The following is an 18,795-nucleotide window of genomic DNA, read 5'->3' as shown; positions in this document are numbered from 1 at the left end:
CGTATTCAGCGGCTCCAGCGCGCAAAAATCGCGGTCGGCAACAGCAGCCCGCGCGCCTCCTCGCGCACCGCCAGCTCGCCGCATTCGACCTTGCCCGGCAGGTCGGCAAAAAGCTGGGACAGCAGTTCGCCGATCGCAAGCGCCGACATGCGGACGGCATAGACGGTCAGGAACAGCGCGCGGCTGTCGGCGTCGAGCAAACGGCGGCAATCGGCGAGCAGCGGAGCGAGGCCTTCCTCGATCTGCCAGCGCTCCCCGCCGGGGCCGCGGCCGAACTTGGGCGGGTCGAGCAGGATCGCGTCATAGCGCCGCCCGCGCCGCACCTCGCGCGCGGTGAACTTGCCCGCATCGTCGACGATCCAGCGTATCGGCTTGTCGGCCATGTCGCCCAGCGCCGCATTTTCGCGCGCCTGCCCGACCGACTTTTTCGACGCATCGACATGGGTGACCGACGCTCCCGCGGCGGCAAGCGCCTGGCTGCCGACCCCGGTATAGCCGAAAAGGTTGAGAAAGGCCGGGTCGGGCTTGTCGGCGATGCGCTCGCGCAGCCAGTCCCACACCGGCGCCATGTCGGGGAAAAACCCCAGGTGGCGAAACGGGGTGCAGGAAGCGGTGAAGCGCGCCTCGCGCCACGCAAGCGGCCATCCCTCGGCCGGCACGGGTTTGTCAAAATACCAGCGACCGCCGCCATCTTCGTCCGATGCCGGGATAAACTCGCCATCGGCGGCGGCCCATTCGCTTGCCGGCAGCGCCGGCGACCACATCGCCTGCGGCTCAGGGCGGATGAAGCGGAAGCGGCCATAGCGTTCGAGCTTGCGGCCGTTACCGCTGTCGACCAGCCCATAATCGTCCCAGGCCTCGCCGACGAGCGTGACGAGGGGCAAAAGATCAGCCACGCGCCGCTTCCGCGAGGATAAAAGCCTTCACCGCGTCATAATCGCCGGGAAGCCGCGCATAGCGTTCTTCGCGCTCGAACAGATTGCCCAGCCGCGCGGGCAGCGGCGGGCGCACGCCGGTGGCGCGCTCGACGGCCTCGCGGAACTTCGCCGGATGCGCTGTCGCGAGCGTGACGACCGGAATGTCGGCATCGACGTCGAGTGAGCGCGCCGCGGCAAGCCCGACCGCGCTGTGCGGGTCGATCACCTGCCCGCCGCGTTCCTGCGCCCAGCGTAGCGCAAGCGCCATAGCGTCGCCGTCGATACGCGCGCTCGAAAACAGGTCGCGCGCGCCGCCGAGCATGTCGGCGGGGATGGTCATCGCGCGGTTGCGATCGAATTCGCCCATCATGCCGGCGATCGTCGCGCCGTCGCGGCCCGCGAGGTCGAACAGCAATCGCTCGAAATTGCTGCTGACCTGGATGTCCATGCTCGGCGTCGCGGTCGGGGTTACCTTGCCCGCGCTATAGTCTCCGCTGGTCAGCGCCCGATGCAGGATGTCGTTGACGTTGGTTGCGACGACCAGCCTTGCGACCGGCAAGCCCATCTGCGCCGCGACATAGCCTGCGAACACGTCACCGAAATTGCCCGTCGGCACGCTGAACGCGACCGGGCGGTCGGGACCGCCAAGGCGCACCGCGGCATAGAAATAATAGACGATCTGCGCCATCAGCCGCGCCCAGTTGATGCTGTTGACCGCCGACAGTTTGACCTTGCCCCGCGCCTCGTCGTCGCCGAACAGCCGCTTCACCATCGCCTGCGCATCATCGAAACTGCCGTCGATCGCGATATTGTGGACGTTGGGCGCCAGCACGGTCGTCATCTGGCGCCGCTGAACGTCGCTGACGCGGCCTTCGGGGTGCAGCATGAAGATGCGGATATGCTCGCGCCCGGCGACCGCCTCGATCGCCGCCGATCCCGTGTCACCCGACGTTGCGCCGACGATGGTGATGTCGGTGTCGCCGCCCGCGAGAAACGTCTCGAACAATTCGCCAAGCAATTGCAGCGCGACATCCTTGAACGCCAGTGTCGGCCCGTGGAACAGCTCGAGCAGCCAGTGGCGCTGGTCGAGCTGGACCAGCGGCGTCACCGCGTCGTGGCTGAACCGGCCATAGGCAGCCTTGCACAGCCTGCGCAGATCGTCCTCCGCCAGCACGCCCGCGACAAAGGGCAGCATGATGCGCACCGCGGTTTCGGTGTAGTCGAGTCCCGCCAGTGCCCTGATCTCGTCTTTGGACATCTGCGGCCATTTGGTCGGCACATAAAGTCCGCCGTCGCTGGCAAGGCCCGCGAGCGTGACGGCACGAAAGTCGAGGGTCGGCGCAGCGCCGCGGGTGCTGATATAGTCCATGACGCAGATGCGCCTAGCGGCGACGGCTTACGCTCGCAAGCGGCGACGCACGGCCAGGATATAGATGACCAGCGCCGCGGCGGCGAAAAGGAACCATTGCACCGCATAGGCCAGATGATTGTTCGGCGTGTCATCAGCCGACGGCACCGCGCTCGGCCGCAGCCCGGCGACCGGCGTATCGGCGACCAGCATCGCGCGCGCGGGCGGCGCCTTGCCCGACGCGCGCGCGATCATGCCCGGCTGTTCGGGACCGGGCACGATCGTCCCCCGCACAATCCCGCCCCGCCATTTCGGCGGCGTGAAATCGTCGCCGATCCCGACATCGACGAGCACGCCCGGCCCTTCGGCCCCCGTGCGGCAGTCGGCAATCATGCGAAAGCCGGTGCGGCCCTTGCGGTCGGTGCCGCTGCGCGGGTCCCAGCGCACGGGTTCAAGGCAGACGACGCTGCTCTTGCGATAGAGCATCGCGTCGGGAACGGGCGGCAGTTCGGGATAGGCGACGCGCGACGACATTGCCATATTGCGCTGGTAAAGCGCGATCAGCGCCTCCTTGTCGGCCTTGCGCTGGAGTTGCCAGATGCCGAGCGCGATCATCACCGCGACGGCGCCGAGGACGAGCAAAGTCGGGATCAGCGGCCAGCGCGGCGTCGGCGACACAGCGGGCGCGGTCGGTTCGGCGGGTTCAGTCATCCGGATCGTCCAGCTTGCGCCCCTCGGCCGCCTGCCGCTGATGTTCGATCGCGAGCAGCGCCGCCTTGCCGACGCGCAGGCCATAGACCACGGCCGCGGCGGTGAGCGGCACCCACAGCAGCACATGCACCCACAGGGGCGGCCGCACCATGGCGTCGAGCGCGAGCGCGGCCACCACCAGCAGCGCACCGATCAGGAGCGTCAGGAACGCCGCTGGTCCGTCGCCGACATTATAAGCGGTAAAATCGAGCGCGCAGACACGGCAACGCGGCGCGAACTTCACCGGGCCGTCGAACAGCGTCTGCGCGCCGCAGCGCGGGCAGAGCCCAAAAAGGGCAGCGCGCGCGACCGGCGGCTGCCCCTTTTGATCCATATTGCCCACCGGCAATTTAGTGCGCAGCGACCGGCGCGCCCCAGCCGCCCCAGACATAGACGATGATGAACAGGAACAACCACACTACGTCGACGAAGTGCCAGTACCAGGCGGCCGCCTCGAAACCGAAATGCTGCTGCGGGGTGAAATGCCCCTTATAGGCGCGCACGAGGCAGACGATCAGGAAGATCGTGCCGACAAGGACGTGGAAACCGTGAAAACCGGTCGCCATGAAAAAGGCCGAGCTGTAATTGCTGCCGCCGAAACCCCATGGCGCGTGCGCATATTCATAGGCCTGGATCGCCGAAAAGACGACGCCAAGGATGATTGTCGCCCACAGCCCTTTTTTCAGCCCCTCGCGGTCGCCGTGGATCAGCGCGTGGTGCGCCCAGGTGATCGTCGTACCCGAGCAGAGCAGAATCAGCGTGTTGAGCAGCGGCAGCGAGAAGGGATCGATGACCTCGATGCCCTTCGGCGGCCACATGGTAATCGCCTCGGCGCCATCCTGCCCGAACAGCGACGTGACCGCGCCATCGGCATATTCGATCGGCACCGGGAAGAGCGCGAAATCGAACCAGGCCCAGAACCAGCCGACGAAAAACATCACTTCGGATGCGATGAACAGGATCATGCCATAGCGCAGGTGCAGCTGCACGACCGGCGTATGATCGCCCGCATGGGCTTCGTTGATGACGTCGGCCCACCAGCTGAAAAAGGTCGCGATCACGCCCATGAAGCCAAGGCCGAGCACCCATTTGCCCGCAGCCCCGAAATAATCCTCGTGCATGAACATGACGAGGCCGAAGAACATCACGAGCGCCGCGAACGAGCCGATCAGCGGCCAGACGCTGGGGTTTACGAGGTGATAGTCATGATGTTTGGCACCGGCCATGTCGCAATTCCCGTTTTTGCTGCCCCAGCATCGCGATTCCCCACCGCCTGCCGGTCCTTGTTAGACTCTTGGATGCGGCCTTAGCTCGCCTTTTTGCCCCCGTCTACAGGGTGGAAGGTATAGCTCAGCGTGATTTCCTGTACGTCGCGCGCGTCAGGATCGTCCAGGATCGCGGGGTCGACGAAGAAGAGCACCGGCATCCGCATCTGCTGCCCCGGTTCCAGCCGTTGCTCGGTAAAACAGAAGCACTGGATCTTGGTGAAATATTTGCCCGCCTGCGTCGGCGTGACGTTGAAGCTGGCGGTGCCGACGACCGGCGCCGCCGAATTATTTTCGGCGATGAAGATCGCCATGTCGCGCGCGCCGATGCTGACCGTGTCGCGCGGGTGTTCGGGATAGAATCGCCACGGCAGTTCGGGCGACACATTGGCATCGAAGCGCACCGACATCGTCTGGCTGAGGATTTCGGGTTCGGCCGCGGCCGCCGCCGCATCGTAACGCTGCGTCGTGCCCCCAAAGCCGGTCACGCGGCAAAAAAGGTCGTAGAGCGGCACCGCAGCAAAGCCGAGGCCGGTCATCGCGAGAGCGAGGATGCCGGCGAGACCGGCCGTTTTTGCTTTGGGGGACAGGCTCTGGATCATGCGAATATCTGCATCTTGGCGATGGTGATGAAGAAAAAGAGGATCGCAAGCGCGCCGAGCAGCCACGCCATCATGTTCGCGCGGCTGCGCTGGCGGCGCCGATATTCGGCCTCGTCGAACGGCGGCTTGTCGGGTTCATCGGTCATAGCGGCCACCAACGGTCGGCCACGACGGCGCCGAACAGGATGAAAAGATAGGCGATCGAAAAGGCGAAAAGACGCTTTTCGGGCTGCATCCGGTCGCCCTCGCCCGTCGTCCTTGTGCCGACCTGCACCGACAGCAGGACAAAGATTGCCGAGAGCAGAATCGCCGTCCAGCCATAAAGCGCACCGGTATAGCCCAGCGGCCAGGGCGCAATCGCCGCCGCCGCCATGACCAGCGCATAAAGAAGGATCTGGCGCCGCGTCGATTTCTCGCCCGCGACCACCGGCATCATGGGAATCCCCGCGGCGGCATAGTCCGACCGCACGAACAGCGCGAGCGCCCAGAAATGCGGCGGCGTCCAGAGGAAGATGAGCAGGAAGAGCAGCACCGGCAGCGGCGCGATGCTGCCCGTCGCGGCGACCCAGCCGATCAGCGGCGGAAAGGCGCCCGCCGCGCCGCCGATGACGATATTCTGCGGCGTCCGCGGCTTGAGCCACATGGTATAGACGAAGACGTAGAACAGGATCGAGGCGAGCAGCAACAAGGTCGCCTGCCAGTTCGATGCGAACAGCATCAGGAACAGCGAAAAGGCCGCAAGGCCGATGCCGAACTGCAACGCCGTTTGCGGATCGAGCCGCCCGGCGGGCAGCGGGCGCCCCGCGGTCCGCTTCATCTTGGCGTCGAGCCCGGCCTCATACCATTGGTTGAGCGCCCCCGACGCCCCGGCCCCCAGCGCGATGGCAAGGATCGACGAAAAGCCGAGAACCGGATGCACATCGCCCGGCGCCGCGAGCAGGCCGCACAGCGCCGTGAACACCACCAGCGACATGACGCGCGGCTTCGTCAGCGCGAACAGGTCGCGCCAATCGGCGGGAAGCGCCGTCTCAGCATGGGTCAGGCTCTGCGCCAAGGCTTCCTCCGGCCCGACGAGCGACGCCCCCTGCCGATGTCAGCAGGGGGCGAGCGCGATCAGGCGATACGCGGCAGTTCGTTGAACTGGTGGAACGGCGGCGGGCTCGACAGCGTCCATTCGAGCGTCGTCGCACCCTCGCCCCACGGATTGTCCGCCGCCTTCTTGCCCGCAACCAGCGACCAGAGAATGTTCGCAAAGAAGATCAGCACGCCCACGCCCATGATGACATAGCCATAGGACGAGATGAGGTGCCAGAAGGCATAGGCGTCGGGATAGTCGGGGTAACGGCGCGGCATTCCCTGCTGACCCAGGAAATGCTGGGGGAAGAACAGGACGTTCACGCCGATGAAGAAGATCCAGAAGTGCAGTTGTCCCAGAAACTCGTTGTACATCCGGCCCGACATCTTCGGGAACCAGTAATAGAAACCGGCAAAGAGCGAGAAGACCGCGCCGAGCGAGAGCACATAGTGGAAGTGCGCGACGACATAATAGGTGTCGTGAAGCGCCGTATCGACGCCGCCGTTGGCAAGCACGACGCCGGTCACCCCGCCGACGGTGAACATGAAGATAAAGCCCAGCGACCAGACCATGGGGGTCTTGAAGCTCATCGACCCGCCCCACATCGTCGCGATCCAGCTGAAGATCTTGATCCCCGTCGGGACCGCGATCACCATCGTCGCGGCGGTGAAATACATCTTCAGGTTCACGCTCATGCCGACGGTGAACATGTGGTGCGCCCACACGATGAAACCGACGACGCCGATCGCGACCATCGCATAGGCCATGCCGAGATAGCCGAACACCGGCTTGCGGCTGAAGGTCGAGATGATCTGGCTGACGATGCCGAAGCCCGGCAGGATCATGATGTACACTTCGGGGTGGCCGAAGAACCAGAAGAGATGCTGGTAGAGCACGGGATCGCCGCCGCCGGCCGCGTCATAGAAGGTGGTGCCGAAATTGCGGTCGGTCAGCAGCATCGTGATCGCCGCGGCGAGCACCGGCAGCGCGAGCAGCAGCAGGAAGGCGGTGACGAGCACCGACCACACGAACAGCGGCATCTTGTGCAGCGTCATGCCCGGCGCGCGCATGTTGAAGATGGTGGTGATGAAGTTGATCGCGCCCAGAATCGACGCCGCGCCCGCAAGGTGGAGCGAGAAGATCGCCATGTCGACCGCGGGCCCGGCCGAGCCGCTGGTCGACAGCGGCGCATAGACCGTCCAGCCGGTGCCGGCGCCGAGGCCGCTGCCGCCAGGCACGAACATCGACCCGACCAGCATGATGAACGCCACGAAGGTCAGCCAGAAGGAAATATTGTTCATGCGCGGGAAGGCCATGTCGGGCGCGCCGATCATCAGCGGCACGAACCAGTTGCCGAAACCGCCGATCATCGCGGGCATGACCATGAAGAACACCATGATCAGCCCGTGCGCGGTGATCATCACGTTCCAGAAATGCTTGCCCGCGACCTCGTCGCCCGCGCCGCCAAGCATTTCGGCCCAGCCGCCCAGATATTGCACGCCGGGTTCGGCGAGTTCGAGGCGCATCATGCCCGACAGCACGCCGCCGACGATCCCCGCGACGATCGCGAAAATCAGATAAAGGGTGCCGATGTCCTTGTGGTTCGTCGACATGAACCAACGGACAAAGAAGCCCGGCGTGTCGTGATCATGGTCGTGCGCGTGATCGGCGTGGCCGTGCGCGGGTGCAGTCACTGCGATATCGGTCATCTGTCGGACCCCTTGTTAATTCTTGGCGGCGGGGAGGGCGGCGGAAGCCGCGGCCGGCGCGATTTCGGTCGGCGCCGCGGCGGTCTCGACCACCGGACCCGCCGGGTTGCCTCCCTTCGAGCGGACCCAGGCTTCCCACTTGTCGACCGGCAGCACCTCGACCGCAATCGGCATATAGCCGTGATCGACGCCGCACAGTTCCGAACACTGACCGTAATAGACGCCGACCTTGTTCGCGGTGAAGGTCGTTTCGTTCGCGCGACCGGGAACCGCGTCCATCTTGGTCCAGAAGGCCGGAACGGCGAAGCTGTGAATGACGTCGGCGCCGGTGACGATCAGCTTCACCTGTCGCCCGACGGGCACGACCATGCGGTTGTCCACCGCCAGCTGATAGGGCTCGCCCGCTGCCTTCGCCTGATCTTCGGGCAGCATCTTCGACACATATTCGCCGATGCCCTGGTCGGGATAGGCATAGCCCCAATACCATTGATATCCGGTGACCTTGATCGTCAGCGCATCCTTCTTGGGCGGCTCATATTGCGCCGCCAGCAGGCGGATCGACGGCACCGCGATCACCGCGAGGATCAGCACCGGGATCGCTGTCCAGATGATCTCGATGAAGGTGTTGTGCGTCGTCTTCGACGGCACCGGATTCGCCTTGGCGCGGTAGCGCACGATCACCCAGAGCAGCAGGCCGAGAACGAAGAGCGAGATGATCGTGATGATCGGCAGCAGCATCACATGGTTGAACCAATAAGCCTGTTCGCCGATCGGGCTGACCTGCGGCTGAAAGTCGATCCCGCGGTCGATCGGCTGGCCCACGCCCGGCGTGGGCTTCATCGGCACATAGGTAGCGTCGGCTGCGGGCGCGGCGGCGTCGCCAGCGGCCGGAGCGGTGGCAGGCGTCGCGGCCGGAGCTTCGACCGGCGCGGCCACCGGAGCCGGATTCGCCGCGACCGTGGCCGCCGGCGCTTCGGCCGGAGCCGTCGCCGCCGTCTGCGCCTGACCGGCGCCGACCGCGCCGAGCGACAAGGCTGCCGCGATTAACACCTTGATTACAGGGGTTTTCAAGCTCTTCATAAGGATAGTGCCGCCCGTTGCCTGTTGTTCTTATGATCCCCCAGCCCGCCCTTCCCCGCTGCCGGACAAGCGCCCGCGCAGCCTATCGGACAGGCTGAATCTCGCGGGCGCTATAGACCCGCTTGCCGCTTGCCTCAAGCATCTCTAACACTATTTTGCGGCTGGCAAATCTGCGCCGCCAAAACCCGGTCGCCCGCCGTGGGCGCTGTTATGGACAAAAGACCAATCCTGCATGACCGACGATGAAATCCTGGCCGAGTTCCGCGCCGCCGACGCCCTGCTCCAGGGGCATTTTCTGCTCTCCTCCGGCCGCCACAGCGAATATTATCTGCAATGCGCGCGCGTTCTGATGGATACCGCGCGCGCCGGACGGCTCGCCGTGGCGCTTGCCGCCAAGCTGCCGCGCGATCTGCGGCAGGCGATCGACCTTGTCGTCTCGCCCGCGATGGGCGGCGTCATCATCGGGCATGAAATGGGCCGCGCGCTTGGCAAGCCCGCGATCTTCGTCGAACGTCCGACCGGCACGTTCGAGCTGCGCCGCGGCTTTTCCATCGACCCCGGCGCCAGGGTGCTGATGGTCGAAGATGTCGTGACCACCGGCCTTTCCTCGCGCGAAGCGATGGAGGCGGTGCGCGCCGCGGGGGGCGAGGTGATTGCCGAAGCCGCGCTTGTCGATCGCTCGGCGGGCGGCGTCGACCTGGGGGTGCCTTTCTATCCGCTCGTTGCGATCAACTTCCCGACCTATGCCGCCGACGATCTGCCGCCCGAACTTGCAGGCACCGAGGCGGTCAAGCCCGGCAGCCGGAGCGTGGCGGCTTGAACGCCTCTCCCGCCCCGCGCCGCCTGCGTCTCGGCGTCAACATCGACCATGTCGCGACGATCCGCAACGCGCGCGGCGGCGAGCATCCCGATCCGGTGCGCGCAGCGGCAATCGTCGCCTCCGTCGGCGGCGACGGCATCACCGCGCATCTGCGCGAGGACCGGCGGCATATCCGCGACGCCGACCTGGCGCGCATCCAGGCGGCGACCGACCTGCCGCTCAATCTCGAAATGGCGGCCACCGACGAGATGGTCGAAATCGCACTGCGCCACAAACCGCATGCGGCGTGCATCGTCCCGGAAAAGCGCGAGGAGCGCACGACCGAAGGCGGACTGGACGCGGCGGGGCAGCATAATCACCTGGCGCCCATCGTCGCGCGGCTGGCCGACGCGGGCATCCGCGTCAGCCTGTTCATCGAACCCGACGCGCGACAGATCGAGGCGGCGATGCGGCTGCGCGCGCCCGTCGTCGAGTTTCACACCGGCCGCTATGCGCATTCGGATGGCGAAGAACGCGCTGCCGAACTGCGCCGCATCGCCGACGCCGCCGCACTGGCATGGAAGAATGGCATCGAACCCCATGCGGGGCATGGCCTGACTTATGAAAATGTCGTCCCCGTCGCCGCGATCCCGCAGCTCGCCGAGCTCAACATCGGCCATTATCTGATCGGCGAGGCGATTTTCACCGGGCTGGAAGATGCGGTGCGGCGGATGCGCGCGCTGATGGACGAGGCGCGCGGGTGAGCATGCCGGTCCAATTCCTCCCCGAAACGGGAAGACGGCGGCCCGCAGGGCTGGCGGAAGAGTCGAAACCTTCTGCGATGACGCACCGTCACGGATCCTCGGTCATGCCGCGCATGGTCCCCCTCGCCGTTTCGGGGAGGAATTGAGGTGATTATCGGCCTCGGTTCCGACCTCTGCAACATCGAGCGCATCCAGGCATCGCTCGACCGCTTCGGCGAGCGGTTCGAAAAGCGCGTGTTTACCGACATCGAGCGCGCCAAGGCGGCGCGACGGCCGTTCACGCGCGCGGGAACCTATGCCAAGCGCTTCGCCGCGAAGGAAGCTTTCTCGAAAGCCGTCGGCACCGGTTTCAAGCGCGGCGTGTTCATGAAGGACATCGGCGTCGTCAACACGCCATCGGGAGCGCCGACGCTGGCACTGACCGGCGGTGCGGCGGAGCGGCTGGCCGCGATGATCCCGCCCGGCCACACAGCGCATATTCATCTGACATTGACCGACGACCATCCCTGGGCGCAGGCGTTCGTCATCATCGAAGCAATCAAGGACTGACCGGTTACCATGGCGAAAAGAAAATCACAGGATGACGGCAGCTGGGGCAAGCTGATCCGCGACGTTGCGGTCATCCTGCTGCTCGTGCTCGTCATCCACAGCTGTGTCGCCAAGCCCTTCTATATCCCATCCGATTCGATGATGCCCATCCTGCGCAACGGCGACCGGCTGATCGTCAGCAAATATCCCTATGGCTGGTCCTATGCTTCGGTCAGCTTTCATCTCGCGCCCAGGATGGAGGGTCGCCTGTTTGGAAAACTGCCCGAACGCGGGGACATCGTCGTCCTCGAACATCCGATCACGCGCGTTGACTATATCAAGCGCGTGATCGGCCTGCCCGGCGACACGATTCAGCTCAAGGACGGCGAACTCAGCATCAACGGCAAGCCGGTGAAGCGCGAGGTGCAGCCGATGCTGGCGATCCCCGTCGATCTCAACACCCCCGGCCCCGACTCCAGCCTGTCGCGCTTCGTCTCCCGCGGCGCCGACGGCAAGCAGACGCTGGAAATCCCGATCGTCCGCGAAACCCTGCCCGGCGGCGCCAGTTTCGACACGATCGACATGGGGCCGGGCTATGCGACCGACGATTATGGACCCTATGTGGTGCCGGCAAACCATCTGTTCCTGATGGGCGACAATCGCGACGGCAGCGCCGACAGCCGCGTCGCCGCCGAGATGAAGGGCCTCGGCGGTGCGGTGCCGTTCGACGCGATCGCCGGTCGTGCCGAAATCATCAGCTTTTCGACCGACGGGACGGCCGAATGGTATAATCCGTTGAGCTGGTTCACCGCGCTGCGTTCGGGGCGCGCGGGAACCGACCTTCGGCCCGTGCGTCCAAGCGAATAGCAAATGGGGATCGGCGATGGCGGAGACGAGGAAAGCAAGTCGGATACGCTCCTCCACCGCCTATGACGCGACCCGCGAAGCGCCCGGCCCTACTGAAATCCGCAGCCAGCTCGTCCGTGCCGAATTGCTGAAAGCGGGCGTGTGGCTGGGCCTCGCGCTGCTGATCGGCGTCTGCATCATCCTGATCCAGCCGATCCTGCTGATCTTCGCCGGCATCGTGCTCGCGTCGATGCTCGATGGCGGCACCCGCCTGCTCGGCCGCCTGCTGCCGATCGCGCGCGGCTGGCGGCTGCTGATCGTCTGCCTCACGCTAATGGCCTTTCTCGCGTGGACGATCCTGTTCGCGGGCTCGCAGATCGCCGATCAGGCGGCGACGCTGCAAAGCGTGGTCATGGGTCAGGTCGAACGCATCGCCGCCTGGGCGAGCGATCACGGCATGGGCAGCTTCCAGCTCGATACCAAGACGATCGCCGACAATATCGCGGGCACCGTCGGCCGCATCACCGCCGCGGTCGGCACCGTGCTCGGCGCGCTCACCAGCCTGGTGATGATCGTCGTCCTCGGCATCTTCATCGCGATCGAACCCCGTCTCTATGAGCGCGGCGTCGCGTGGATGCTGCCGATGAAGTCCAGGGAAAATTTCTATATCACCACCGCGCGCATGGGCTTCACGCTCCGCCGCCTGATGGCGGGGCGGCTGCTCGGCATGTTCGTCGAGGGAGTGGTGACGTGGCTCGCCTGCCTTGCCGTCGGCATTCCGATGGCGGCGCTGATGGGGCTGCTCACCGGACTGCTCGCCTTCATTCCCAACATCGGCGCGATCCTGTCGGGCGTGCTGCTCGTCCTCGTCGGCTTTTCGGCGGGAACCGATACGGGGCTTTGGGCGATCGCAATCTATCTGATCGTCCAGACGGTCGACGGCTATCTGATCGTGCCGATGGTCGCGAAAAAGACCGTGGACCTTGCCCCCGCGCTGGTGCTTGGCGCGCAGATCCTGCTTGGCGCGCTGCTCGGTCTGATGGGCCTCTTGCTCGCCGATCCGATCGTCGCAATGATAAAGGTCGCGCTGGAGCGCGAGGCCGAGCGCAACGCGGGGACGGCGGACGGGAAAGCGGCGACTTCCAGCTGATGCCGACCACCTTGGCGGATCATCGTCCCGGCGACGGCCGGGATGACGGCGTTTTGACCTCAGCGTTGCGGCGCTGCGGGCGCAGGTGCGTCACCGGCGCCGCCCTGCATCTGTTGCTGCTGCATCTGTTGCATTTGCTGCATCTGCTGTTGCATCGCGCGAACCTCGGCCTCCGACCGGAAGTCGAGCAAGGTGACGGTGAAGTGCAGCGTGCTGTTCGCCGGGATCGGTCCGACCGCGCGGTCGCCATAGCCGAGTTGCGGCGGAATGGTGACCTTGTATTCGCCGCCCTTGCGCATCCGCGTCAACGCTTCGGAAAAGCCGGGCACGACCCCGGCGACCTGCATCGGTGCCTGTTCATTGGCGTCGAAGACGGTGCCGTCGGCAAGCTTGCCTTCATATTTGACGAGCACGACGTCAGCCCTGGTCGGGCTGGGGCCGCTGCCTTCCTTGACAACCTCGAAGCCGATGCGCGGGGTCATGTGCCACGCGAACGCCGCCGCTGCAACGATCAGCGCGATCACGCCCAGCCACATCAGCCACAGCCCGCCCTTGTTCACCGGGCGCAATGGAACCGTCGTCACGCTCATCTCAGCTGATCCTTCCGCAAGCGCCGTCGGCGCAAACTGTCGGCGAGGCCTATAGGCGGAGCGGCGTCACGCGGTCCAGAGGCAAATGCGGGAAGCGGCCATCATTCCCCCTTGCCCTCCCCCATGCGGCGCGCCACCATGGCGCGATCATAGAGGGGGATTGAATGCGCAAACTCGGATGGGTCGCGGCTGTCACACTGGCGCTGCTCGGCACGACGGCGAACGCCAAAACCATGGTCATCTACGCAGGCCGCGTCATCACCGACGCCGCAAAGCCCGCGCAGGGACCATCGACGATCACCGTCACCGACGACCGGATCACCGCCATCGCGCCGGGCCGCGTCGAGGCACCACCCGGCGCCGAGATCGTCGACCTGGGCGACAAGACGCTGCTCCCCGGCCTTATCGACCTTCACGTCCATCTGACCGGCGATCCCGGCGGCGATTTCCGTAACGAAGCGGTCGATCCCGACGAATGGGGCGTTGTCGTCGGCGCCAAGAACGCCGCGCTGACGCTGCGGGCGGGTTTTACGACCGTGCGCGAGGCCGGATCGGCGCAATACACCGCCTATGCGCTGCGCCGCGGCACCACGGAAGGATTTATCGAGGGGCCGCGGATCATTGCCGCGGGCCCGTCGCTGTCGATCATCGGCGGGCACGGGGACGTCACCGGATTTCGCGAAGATGTCCACGATGTGCTCGACCAGGGCTATACCTGCACCGGCGCGCTCGAATGCGCCGAAAAGGTGCGCAAGGCGTCGCGCGCGGGGGCCGACGTCATCAAGATCACCGCGACCGGCGGCGTGCTGTCACAGCAAGCGCGCGGGCTGGAGGGGCATTTCACCAGCGCCGAATTGCAAAGCATCGCCGACACGGCGCATTCGCTGGGGCTGAAGGTCATGGCGCATGCGCATGGCGCGGGCGGCATCGCCGCGTCGGCCGCCGCGGGGATCGACAGCATCGAGCATGGCACCTTTGCCGACGACGCCGCGCTCAAGGTGATGAAGGCCAAGGGCACCTATCTGGTCCCGACGCTGATGGCGTTCGAGGGGATTCGCGAGCGGCTGGGCAAGGGTATTTACACGCCGACGGTCGAGGACAAGGTGCGCATGACGCTGAACGACGTCGGCAAGGCGGTGAGCCGCGCCAGGGCGCTGGGCGTGCCCGTCGCCTTCGGCACCGACGCCGGCGTGTTCGAGCATGGCCGCAACGGCCAGGAGTTCGCGCTGCTCGTAAAATATGGGCTGACCCCTGCCGAGGCGCTGGCGAGCGCAACCACCGTGGCCGCAAAGCTGCTTGCGATGGAAAATGAGATCGGCCGCATCGCACCGGGCATGTCCGCCGACATGATCGCGGTGGCCGGCGACCCGCTCAGCGACGTGCGCGCGCTCGAAACGGTCGACTGGGTGATGGTGCGCGGGCGGATCGCCGGTTGACGCGGTCGGGCGCGCGGCGCCTTGCCGTGTTCGCCTTTTGTCCCTAGCGTGGGGCCATGGCGCCCGATCCGCTCTCCCTGCCCGCGATCCATGCGAGCCATGTCGGCATCTGGATCGCCGATGCGAAGGGCCGCGTGCAGCGTGTCGGGCGCGGCGAAGCGATCGCGGCGGTCGCGGCGACGCCGCACCTGCTGCTGAACGCGACGCTGACCGGCGACCGGCTCGGCTATCCCGAACTCTCCGGGCTCGACCTGCTCGAACTGTTCGCATTCCTCTATCCGGCGCGCTTCGCGGTGCCGACGCCTGCGGGGATCGGCGCCGCGCTGGGCCTGACGCCGCCGGGGACCGAGGATGCGATCGCGGCATTCCTGCCGAGGGCGAGCGCCGCGATGCTCGCGAGCCTGGGCGATCCCGACTGGCCCGAGCGCGAGGGCGCCTGGCACGGCATTCAGGCGCTGGCGCGTCAGCGTTGGCCATGGACGCCGCTGATCCAGCCGCTGCTGGCGAATCCGGGCGGCAACGAACGCTGGCTGTTCGCGCGCCTGCCCGAGTGGGAAGACGCGCCGCCGCGCGCCGCCCCGCGTCAGGTGACGATCAACGCCGACGATGTCGCCGCACGGCTCGACCGGCTGACGGGCGACGGCGCCGAACGGCGGCCTGGCCAACAGGATTATGCCCGCGCCGCCGCCACGATCTTTGCGCCGCGCGAGCGCAAGGAAGCGCCGCGGATGCTGATCGCCGAGGCCGGAACCGGGATCGGAAAGACGCTTGGGTATCTGGCTCCGGCGAAACAGTGGATCGACCAGTCGGCGGGCGCGATCTGCATTTCGACCTATACCAAGGCACTGCAACGCCAATTGGCGCGCGAGACCGAGAAGCTCTATCCCGACCCAGCCACGCACCGCGAAAAGGTCGTCGTGCGCAAGGGGCGCGAAAATTATCTCTGCCTGCTGAACCTGGAAGACGCGCTTCAGGGCGGCTTTTCGGGGCGTGCGGCGATCCTGGCGCAACTTGTCGCGCGCTGGGCCGCCTATACGCGCGACGGCGACATGATCGGCGGCGACCTGCCCGGCTGGCTCCCCGCCCTCTTCCGCCGTAACGGCACGACTGCGCTCACCGACCGGCGCGGCGAGTGCATCTATGCAGCCTGTCCGCATTTCCGCAAATGCTTCATCGAACGCTCGGCGCGCGCCGCGACGCAGGCCGACATCGTCATCGCCAACCATGCGCTGACGATGGTGCAGGCGGCGCGACCGCGCGAAAGCGCCGGCGCGGCGCCAAGCCGCCTGATCTTCGACGAAGGCCATCACTTGTGGGACGCCGCCGATTCGATGTTCGCCGCGGCGCTGACGGGGCAGGAAGCGGTCGAGATCCGCCGCTGGGTGCTGGGACCCGAAGGAAAATCGCGCGGACGGCGGCGCGGGCTGGCGGCGCGACTTGCCGATGTCGCCAGCTATGACGAAGCGGGCGACCGCGCGATCCAGGCGGCGATCGCCGCCGCCGCCGAGCTTCCCGGCGACGGCTGGCTTGGCCGACTCGCCGAGAATGCCCCCTGGGGCGCGATCGAGCGGCTGCTCGTCGCCGCGCGCGCCATGGTCTATGCGCGCGCGGTCGATATGCGCACCGCCGACAGCGGCTATGGCCTCGAAACCGAACTCGCCGATCCCGACCCCGAACTGGTCGCTGCGGCGGCGAGCGCGAGCGACGCGATCGAATCGCTGCTCCGCCCGCTGATGGCGCTCGGCAAACGGCTCGAATCGCTCATCGAAGACCCGCCCGACTGGCTCGACGGACAGGCGCGCGCGCGCGTCGACGGCGCGCGGCACAGTCTGAGCGCGCGCATTGAGACGTTGGGCGGCTGGCTGTCGCTGCTCGGCCGCGTCGGCGGACCCGCCGATCCCGATTTCGTCGATTGGCTGGGCGTCGACCGCTTCGACGGACGCGAATATGATTGCGGGCTGCATCGCCGCTGGCTCGACCCGGCGCGGCCGATTGCCGACATCGTTTACCGCCAGGCGCACGGCGTGCTCGTCACCTCGGCGACCTTGCGCAGCGGCGGCCACGGCGATGGCGGCTGGATCGAGGCCGACATCCGCACCGGCGCGCGCCATATGGACGGCGGCGTCCGCCATTTCGCGGTGCCCAGCCCCTTCGACTATGCGCGGCAGGCCGAGGTGCTGATCGTCACCGACATCGCGCGCGGCGACCTGGCGGCGCTGGCCGGCGCCTACAGCCGACTTATCGAGGCGGCAGGCGGCGGTGCGCTGGGGCTGTTCAGTGCTATCCGCCGGCTGCGCATCGTCCACGCGCGCATCGCCGACCGGCTCGCGCGGGCGGGGCTTCCACTCTTCGCACAGCATGTCGATCCGCTCGACACCGGCACGCTGATCGACATCTTTCGCGCCGATCCGCACACCTCGCTGCTCGGCACCGATGCGCTGCGCGACGGGGTCGATGTGCCGGGCGATTCGCTGCGGCTCGTGGTGATGGAAGGCGTGCCCTGGCCGCGCCCGACGATCCTGCACGCGGCGCGGCGCGCCGCACAGGGGGGCAGCGCCTATGACGATATGGTGATCCGCGGCCGCATCGCGCAGGCGTTCGGCCGCCTGATCCGCCGCGCCGACGATTTCGGCCAGTTCGTGATGCTGTCGCCCAGCGTCCCCTCACGGCTGCTCAGCGCTTTTCCGGAAGGCACGCCGATCCGCCGCCTGTCGCTCGATGAAGCGGTGAGCCATGTCGCCGCGGCAAACGGGGAACAGCGAAAAAGGGCATATCCCGCCTTTTCACCATAACGAGATTGCGGCACAGAGCGTTCGACTGAGAGGATCGAAGGCAGTTCGGGGAGCGGTTTTGAAAACTCTGACCATCTTGCGCCACGCCAAATCGGGTTGGGACGTGGCCGTCGAGCGCGATTTCGATCGTCCGATCAACAAGCGCGGCGCGCGCGGCGCCGAAATCGTCGGTCAATGGCTGAAGCGGCAGAAGCTGCCCGTCGACCGCATCATTGCGTCGCCCGCAGTGCGCGTCACCGAAACGCTCGACATCTTCCAGCCCGCCGCCGGACTGGACGCGATCGAGCCGCATTGGGACCGCCGCATCTATCTCGCCTCGGCGGCGACCTTGATCGACGTCATCCGCGACACCGGCCGCAACGCCGACAATCTTCTGATTTCGGGTCATAATCCGGGTCTGGAGGATCTGATCCTGATGCTCGTTCCGGTATCGGACAGCGACGCGATGCGCGCAAAGGTCGAAGAAAAACTGCCTACATCGGCGCTCGCGCGTCTTGAGATCGACATTGCCGACTGGCACGACCTCGACGTCAACATGGCGCGATTTGCCGATTTCATCCGCCCGCGCGACCTCGACCCCGCGCTGGCGCCCGCGATGGACGAGGATTAAGAGCCTGTCACGCGGTCGGTTTCGACCGGACGCGGCCATCGCCATTCCTTCCATCCGTTCGCACCGCGCGAAGTCGAGACGCGAACGGATGGCAGGGAACGTCTCGAATCCACCCCGAAACCGCCATCGCTGCCCGGCGAGCGCGTCGATTCAGCCCAGCGCTGCCGCCAGTCGCGCCCGAAGCGCAACAAGTGCTTCCACCGGAACACCCATGGCTTCGCGCGCCACACCATTGCCGGTCGCGGGCGCGGCGACCTCTACGCTCGTGTCCGACAATGCCTTTCGCGCGCCGTCGACAGTGAACCCCTGCACATGCAGCAAATGATGGATGCGTTCCGCCAGCGCGACGTCCTCGGCGCGGTAATAGCGGCGGCGGCCCGAGCGCTGGAGCGGCTTCAGTTGCGGAAAGCGCGTTTCCCAATAACGCAGGACGTGCGTCGGCACCCCGATGCGCTCCGCCAGTTCGCCGATCGACAGCATGGCGCCCGATGCCTTGCCGCCATCGTGGGAACCGTCCAATGCCGCCATGCGTCA

20 protein-coding genes are annotated in these 18,795 nt (G+C 66.4%); 8 read left to right on the top strand and 12 right to left on the bottom strand.

Annotation, left to right across the window (positions count from 1 at the left end):
- Positions 1-5 precede the first annotated feature (5 nt).
- The 10 genes from HUW43_RS07255 to coxB all read right to left on the bottom strand — a co-directional run bounded on the left by HUW43_RS07255 (position 6) and on the right by coxB (position 8,746).
- Entirely contained in the window at positions 6-884 is an 879-nt protein-coding gene (locus HUW43_RS07255) for a class I SAM-dependent methyltransferase (RefSeq protein ID WP_188236777.1), read from the bottom strand.
- A 4-nt stretch (positions 885-888) separates the two neighbouring features.
- Positions 889-2,286, bottom strand: coding sequence for a threonine synthase (gene thrC, locus HUW43_RS07250; RefSeq protein WP_188236756.1), 1,398 nt, complete (start codon positions 2,284-2,286; stop codon positions 889-891).
- A 27-nt stretch (positions 2,287-2,313) separates the two neighbouring features.
- Positions 2,314-2,976, bottom strand: a complete 663-nt coding sequence (locus HUW43_RS07245; RefSeq protein WP_223181356.1) for an SURF1 family protein — start codon at positions 2,974-2,976, stop codon at positions 2,314-2,316.
- Entirely contained in the window at positions 2,969-3,349 is a 381-nt protein-coding gene (locus HUW43_RS07240) for a DUF983 domain-containing protein (protein WP_188236755.1), read from the bottom strand. The genes HUW43_RS07245 and HUW43_RS07240 overlap by 8 nt, the downstream gene beginning before the upstream one ends.
- 16 nt (positions 3,350-3,365) lie before the next feature.
- Entirely contained in the window at positions 3,366-4,241 is an 876-nt protein-coding gene (locus HUW43_RS07235) for a cytochrome c oxidase subunit 3 (RefSeq protein ID WP_188236754.1), read from the bottom strand.
- Positions 4,242-4,321: 80 nt separating this feature from the next.
- The gene (locus HUW43_RS07230; RefSeq protein ID WP_188236753.1) at positions 4,322-4,882 is read right to left on the bottom strand and encodes a cytochrome c oxidase assembly protein; all 561 of its coding nucleotides are present in this window, start codon (positions 4,880-4,882) and stop codon (positions 4,322-4,324) included.
- Positions 4,879-5,028 carry a hypothetical protein gene (locus HUW43_RS07225; protein ID WP_188236752.1) on the bottom strand — a complete coding sequence of 50 codons (150 nt, stop codon included), beginning with the start codon at positions 5,026-5,028 and terminating at the stop codon, positions 4,879-4,881. Before HUW43_RS07225 ends, HUW43_RS07230 begins: the two co-directional genes overlap by 4 nt.
- Entirely contained in the window at positions 5,025-5,936 is a 912-nt protein-coding gene (locus HUW43_RS07220) for a heme o synthase (protein WP_188236751.1), read from the bottom strand. Before HUW43_RS07220 ends, HUW43_RS07225 begins: the two co-directional genes overlap by 4 nt.
- A 59-nt stretch (positions 5,937-5,995) precedes the next feature.
- Positions 5,996-7,666 carry a cytochrome c oxidase subunit I gene (gene ctaD / locus HUW43_RS07215; protein ID WP_188236750.1) on the bottom strand — a complete coding sequence of 557 codons (1,671 nt, stop codon included), beginning with the start codon at positions 7,664-7,666 and terminating at the stop codon, positions 5,996-5,998.
- A 15-nt stretch (positions 7,667-7,681) separates the two neighbouring features.
- A complete protein-coding gene (gene coxB / locus HUW43_RS07210; RefSeq protein WP_188236749.1) occupies positions 7,682-8,746 on the bottom strand; it encodes a cytochrome c oxidase subunit II in 1,065 nt (354 codons plus the stop codon).
- Positions 8,747-8,978: 232 nt separating this feature from the next.
- On the opposite strand from coxB, the gene pyrE reads away from it, so the two are divergent.
- The 5 genes from pyrE to HUW43_RS07185 all read left to right on the top strand — a co-directional run bounded on the left by pyrE (position 8,979) and on the right by HUW43_RS07185 (position 12,833).
- Positions 8,979-9,566, top strand: a complete 588-nt coding sequence (pyrE, locus tag HUW43_RS07205; protein ID WP_188236748.1) for an orotate phosphoribosyltransferase — start codon at positions 8,979-8,981, stop codon at positions 9,564-9,566.
- Complete coding sequence (locus HUW43_RS07200; protein ID WP_188236747.1) at positions 9,563-10,309, top strand: pyridoxine 5'-phosphate synthase; 747 nt, start codon at positions 9,563-9,565, stop codon at positions 10,307-10,309. The genes pyrE and HUW43_RS07200 overlap by 4 nt, the downstream gene beginning before the upstream one ends.
- A gap of 147 nt (positions 10,310-10,456) precedes the next feature.
- Positions 10,457-10,858, top strand: coding sequence for a holo-ACP synthase (gene acpS, locus HUW43_RS07195; protein WP_188236746.1), 402 nt, complete (start codon positions 10,457-10,459; stop codon positions 10,856-10,858).
- A gap of 9 nt (positions 10,859-10,867) precedes the next feature.
- The gene (gene lepB / locus HUW43_RS07190) at positions 10,868-11,704 is read left to right on the top strand and encodes a signal peptidase I (protein WP_188236745.1); all 837 of its coding nucleotides are present in this window, start codon (positions 10,868-10,870) and stop codon (positions 11,702-11,704) included.
- A 16-nt stretch (positions 11,705-11,720) separates the two neighbouring features.
- A complete protein-coding gene (locus tag HUW43_RS07185; protein WP_188236744.1) occupies positions 11,721-12,833 on the top strand; it encodes an AI-2E family transporter in 1,113 nt (370 codons plus the stop codon).
- Positions 12,834-12,892: 59 nt separating this feature from the next.
- Here the strand turns inward: HUW43_RS07185 and HUW43_RS07180 are convergent, their stop codons facing one another.
- Positions 12,893-13,423 (bottom strand): FKBP-type peptidyl-prolyl cis-trans isomerase, encoded by a 531-nt coding sequence (locus tag HUW43_RS07180; protein ID WP_188236743.1) that lies wholly within the window; start codon positions 13,421-13,423, stop codon positions 12,893-12,895.
- A 164-nt stretch (positions 13,424-13,587) separates the two neighbouring features.
- Here HUW43_RS07180 and HUW43_RS07175 point away from each other — a divergent pair, with 164 nt between their 5' ends.
- From HUW43_RS07175 to HUW43_RS07165, 3 genes are read left to right on the top strand one after another with little or no spacing between them, the layout of a single operon-like run.
- Entirely contained in the window at positions 13,588-14,859 is a 1,272-nt protein-coding gene (locus tag HUW43_RS07175) for a metal-dependent hydrolase family protein (protein ID WP_188236742.1), read from the top strand.
- Positions 14,860-14,915: 56 nt separating this feature from the next.
- A complete protein-coding gene (locus HUW43_RS07170; protein ID WP_188236741.1) occupies positions 14,916-17,651 on the top strand; it encodes an ATP-dependent DNA helicase in 2,736 nt (911 codons plus the stop codon).
- A 58-nt stretch (positions 17,652-17,709) separates the two neighbouring features.
- A complete protein-coding gene (locus HUW43_RS07165; RefSeq protein WP_188236740.1) occupies positions 17,710-18,261 on the top strand; it encodes a SixA phosphatase family protein in 552 nt (183 codons plus the stop codon).
- A gap of 150 nt (positions 18,262-18,411) precedes the next feature.
- Here the strand turns inward: HUW43_RS07165 and HUW43_RS07160 are convergent, their stop codons facing one another.
- On the bottom strand, positions 18,412-18,789 hold the full coding sequence (locus HUW43_RS07160; protein ID WP_188236739.1) for a MerR family transcriptional regulator: 378 nt from the start codon (positions 18,787-18,789) through the stop codon (positions 18,412-18,414).
- Positions 18,790-18,795 lie beyond the last annotated feature (6 nt).

The organism is Sphingopyxis sp. LK2115 (genome assembly GCF_014595975.1).
Taxonomy (GTDB): domain Bacteria; phylum Pseudomonadota; class Alphaproteobacteria; order Sphingomonadales; family Sphingomonadaceae; genus Sphingopyxis.
This window is presented reverse-complemented; position numbering and strand designations above follow the sequence as displayed.

What these genes read in the sequence shown, in the direction of transcription:
- HUW43_RS07170 (WP_188236741.1), top strand. Translation starts at nt 14,916, where the DNA reads ATGGCGCCCGATCCGCTCTCCCTGCCCGCGATCCATGCGAGCCATGTC.
- HUW43_RS07180 (WP_188236743.1), bottom strand. Translation starts at nt 13,423, where the DNA reads ATGAGCGTGACGACGGTTCCATTGCGCCCGGTGAACAAGGGCGGGCTG.
- HUW43_RS07240 (WP_188236755.1), bottom strand. Translation starts at nt 3,349, where the DNA reads ATGGATCAAAAGGGGCAGCCGCCGGTCGCGCGCGCTGCCCTTTTTGGG.
- HUW43_RS07230 (WP_188236753.1), bottom strand. Translation starts at nt 4,882, where the DNA reads ATGATCCAGAGCCTGTCCCCCAAAGCAAAAACGGCCGGTCTCGCCGGC.
- coxB (WP_188236749.1), bottom strand. Translation starts at nt 8,746, where the DNA reads ATGAAGAGCTTGAAAACCCCTGTAATCAAGGTGTTAATCGCGGCAGCC.
- thrC (WP_188236756.1), bottom strand. Translation starts at nt 2,286, where the DNA reads ATGGACTATATCAGCACCCGCGGCGCTGCGCCGACCCTCGACTTTCGT.
- HUW43_RS07225 (WP_188236752.1), bottom strand. Translation starts at nt 5,028, where the DNA reads ATGACCGATGAACCCGACAAGCCGCCGTTCGACGAGGCCGAATATCGG.
- HUW43_RS07245 (WP_223181356.1), bottom strand. Translation starts at nt 2,976, where the DNA reads ATGACTGAACCCGCCGAACCGACCGCGCCCGCTGTGTCGCCGACGCCG.
- pyrE (WP_188236748.1), top strand. Translation starts at nt 8,979, where the DNA reads ATGACCGACGATGAAATCCTGGCCGAGTTCCGCGCCGCCGACGCCCTG.
- lepB (WP_188236745.1), top strand. Translation starts at nt 10,868, where the DNA reads ATGGCGAAAAGAAAATCACAGGATGACGGCAGCTGGGGCAAGCTGATC.
- ctaD (WP_188236750.1), bottom strand. Translation starts at nt 7,666, where the DNA reads ATGACCGATATCGCAGTGACTGCACCCGCGCACGGCCACGCCGATCAC.
- HUW43_RS07160 (WP_188236739.1), bottom strand. Translation starts at nt 18,789, where the DNA reads ATGGCGGCATTGGACGGTTCCCACGATGGCGGCAAGGCATCGGGCGCC.
- HUW43_RS07175 (WP_188236742.1), top strand. Translation starts at nt 13,588, where the DNA reads ATGCGCAAACTCGGATGGGTCGCGGCTGTCACACTGGCGCTGCTCGGC.
- HUW43_RS07185 (WP_188236744.1), top strand. Translation starts at nt 11,721, where the DNA reads ATGGCGGAGACGAGGAAAGCAAGTCGGATACGCTCCTCCACCGCCTAT.
- HUW43_RS07235 (WP_188236754.1), bottom strand. Translation starts at nt 4,241, where the DNA reads ATGGCCGGTGCCAAACATCATGACTATCACCTCGTAAACCCCAGCGTC.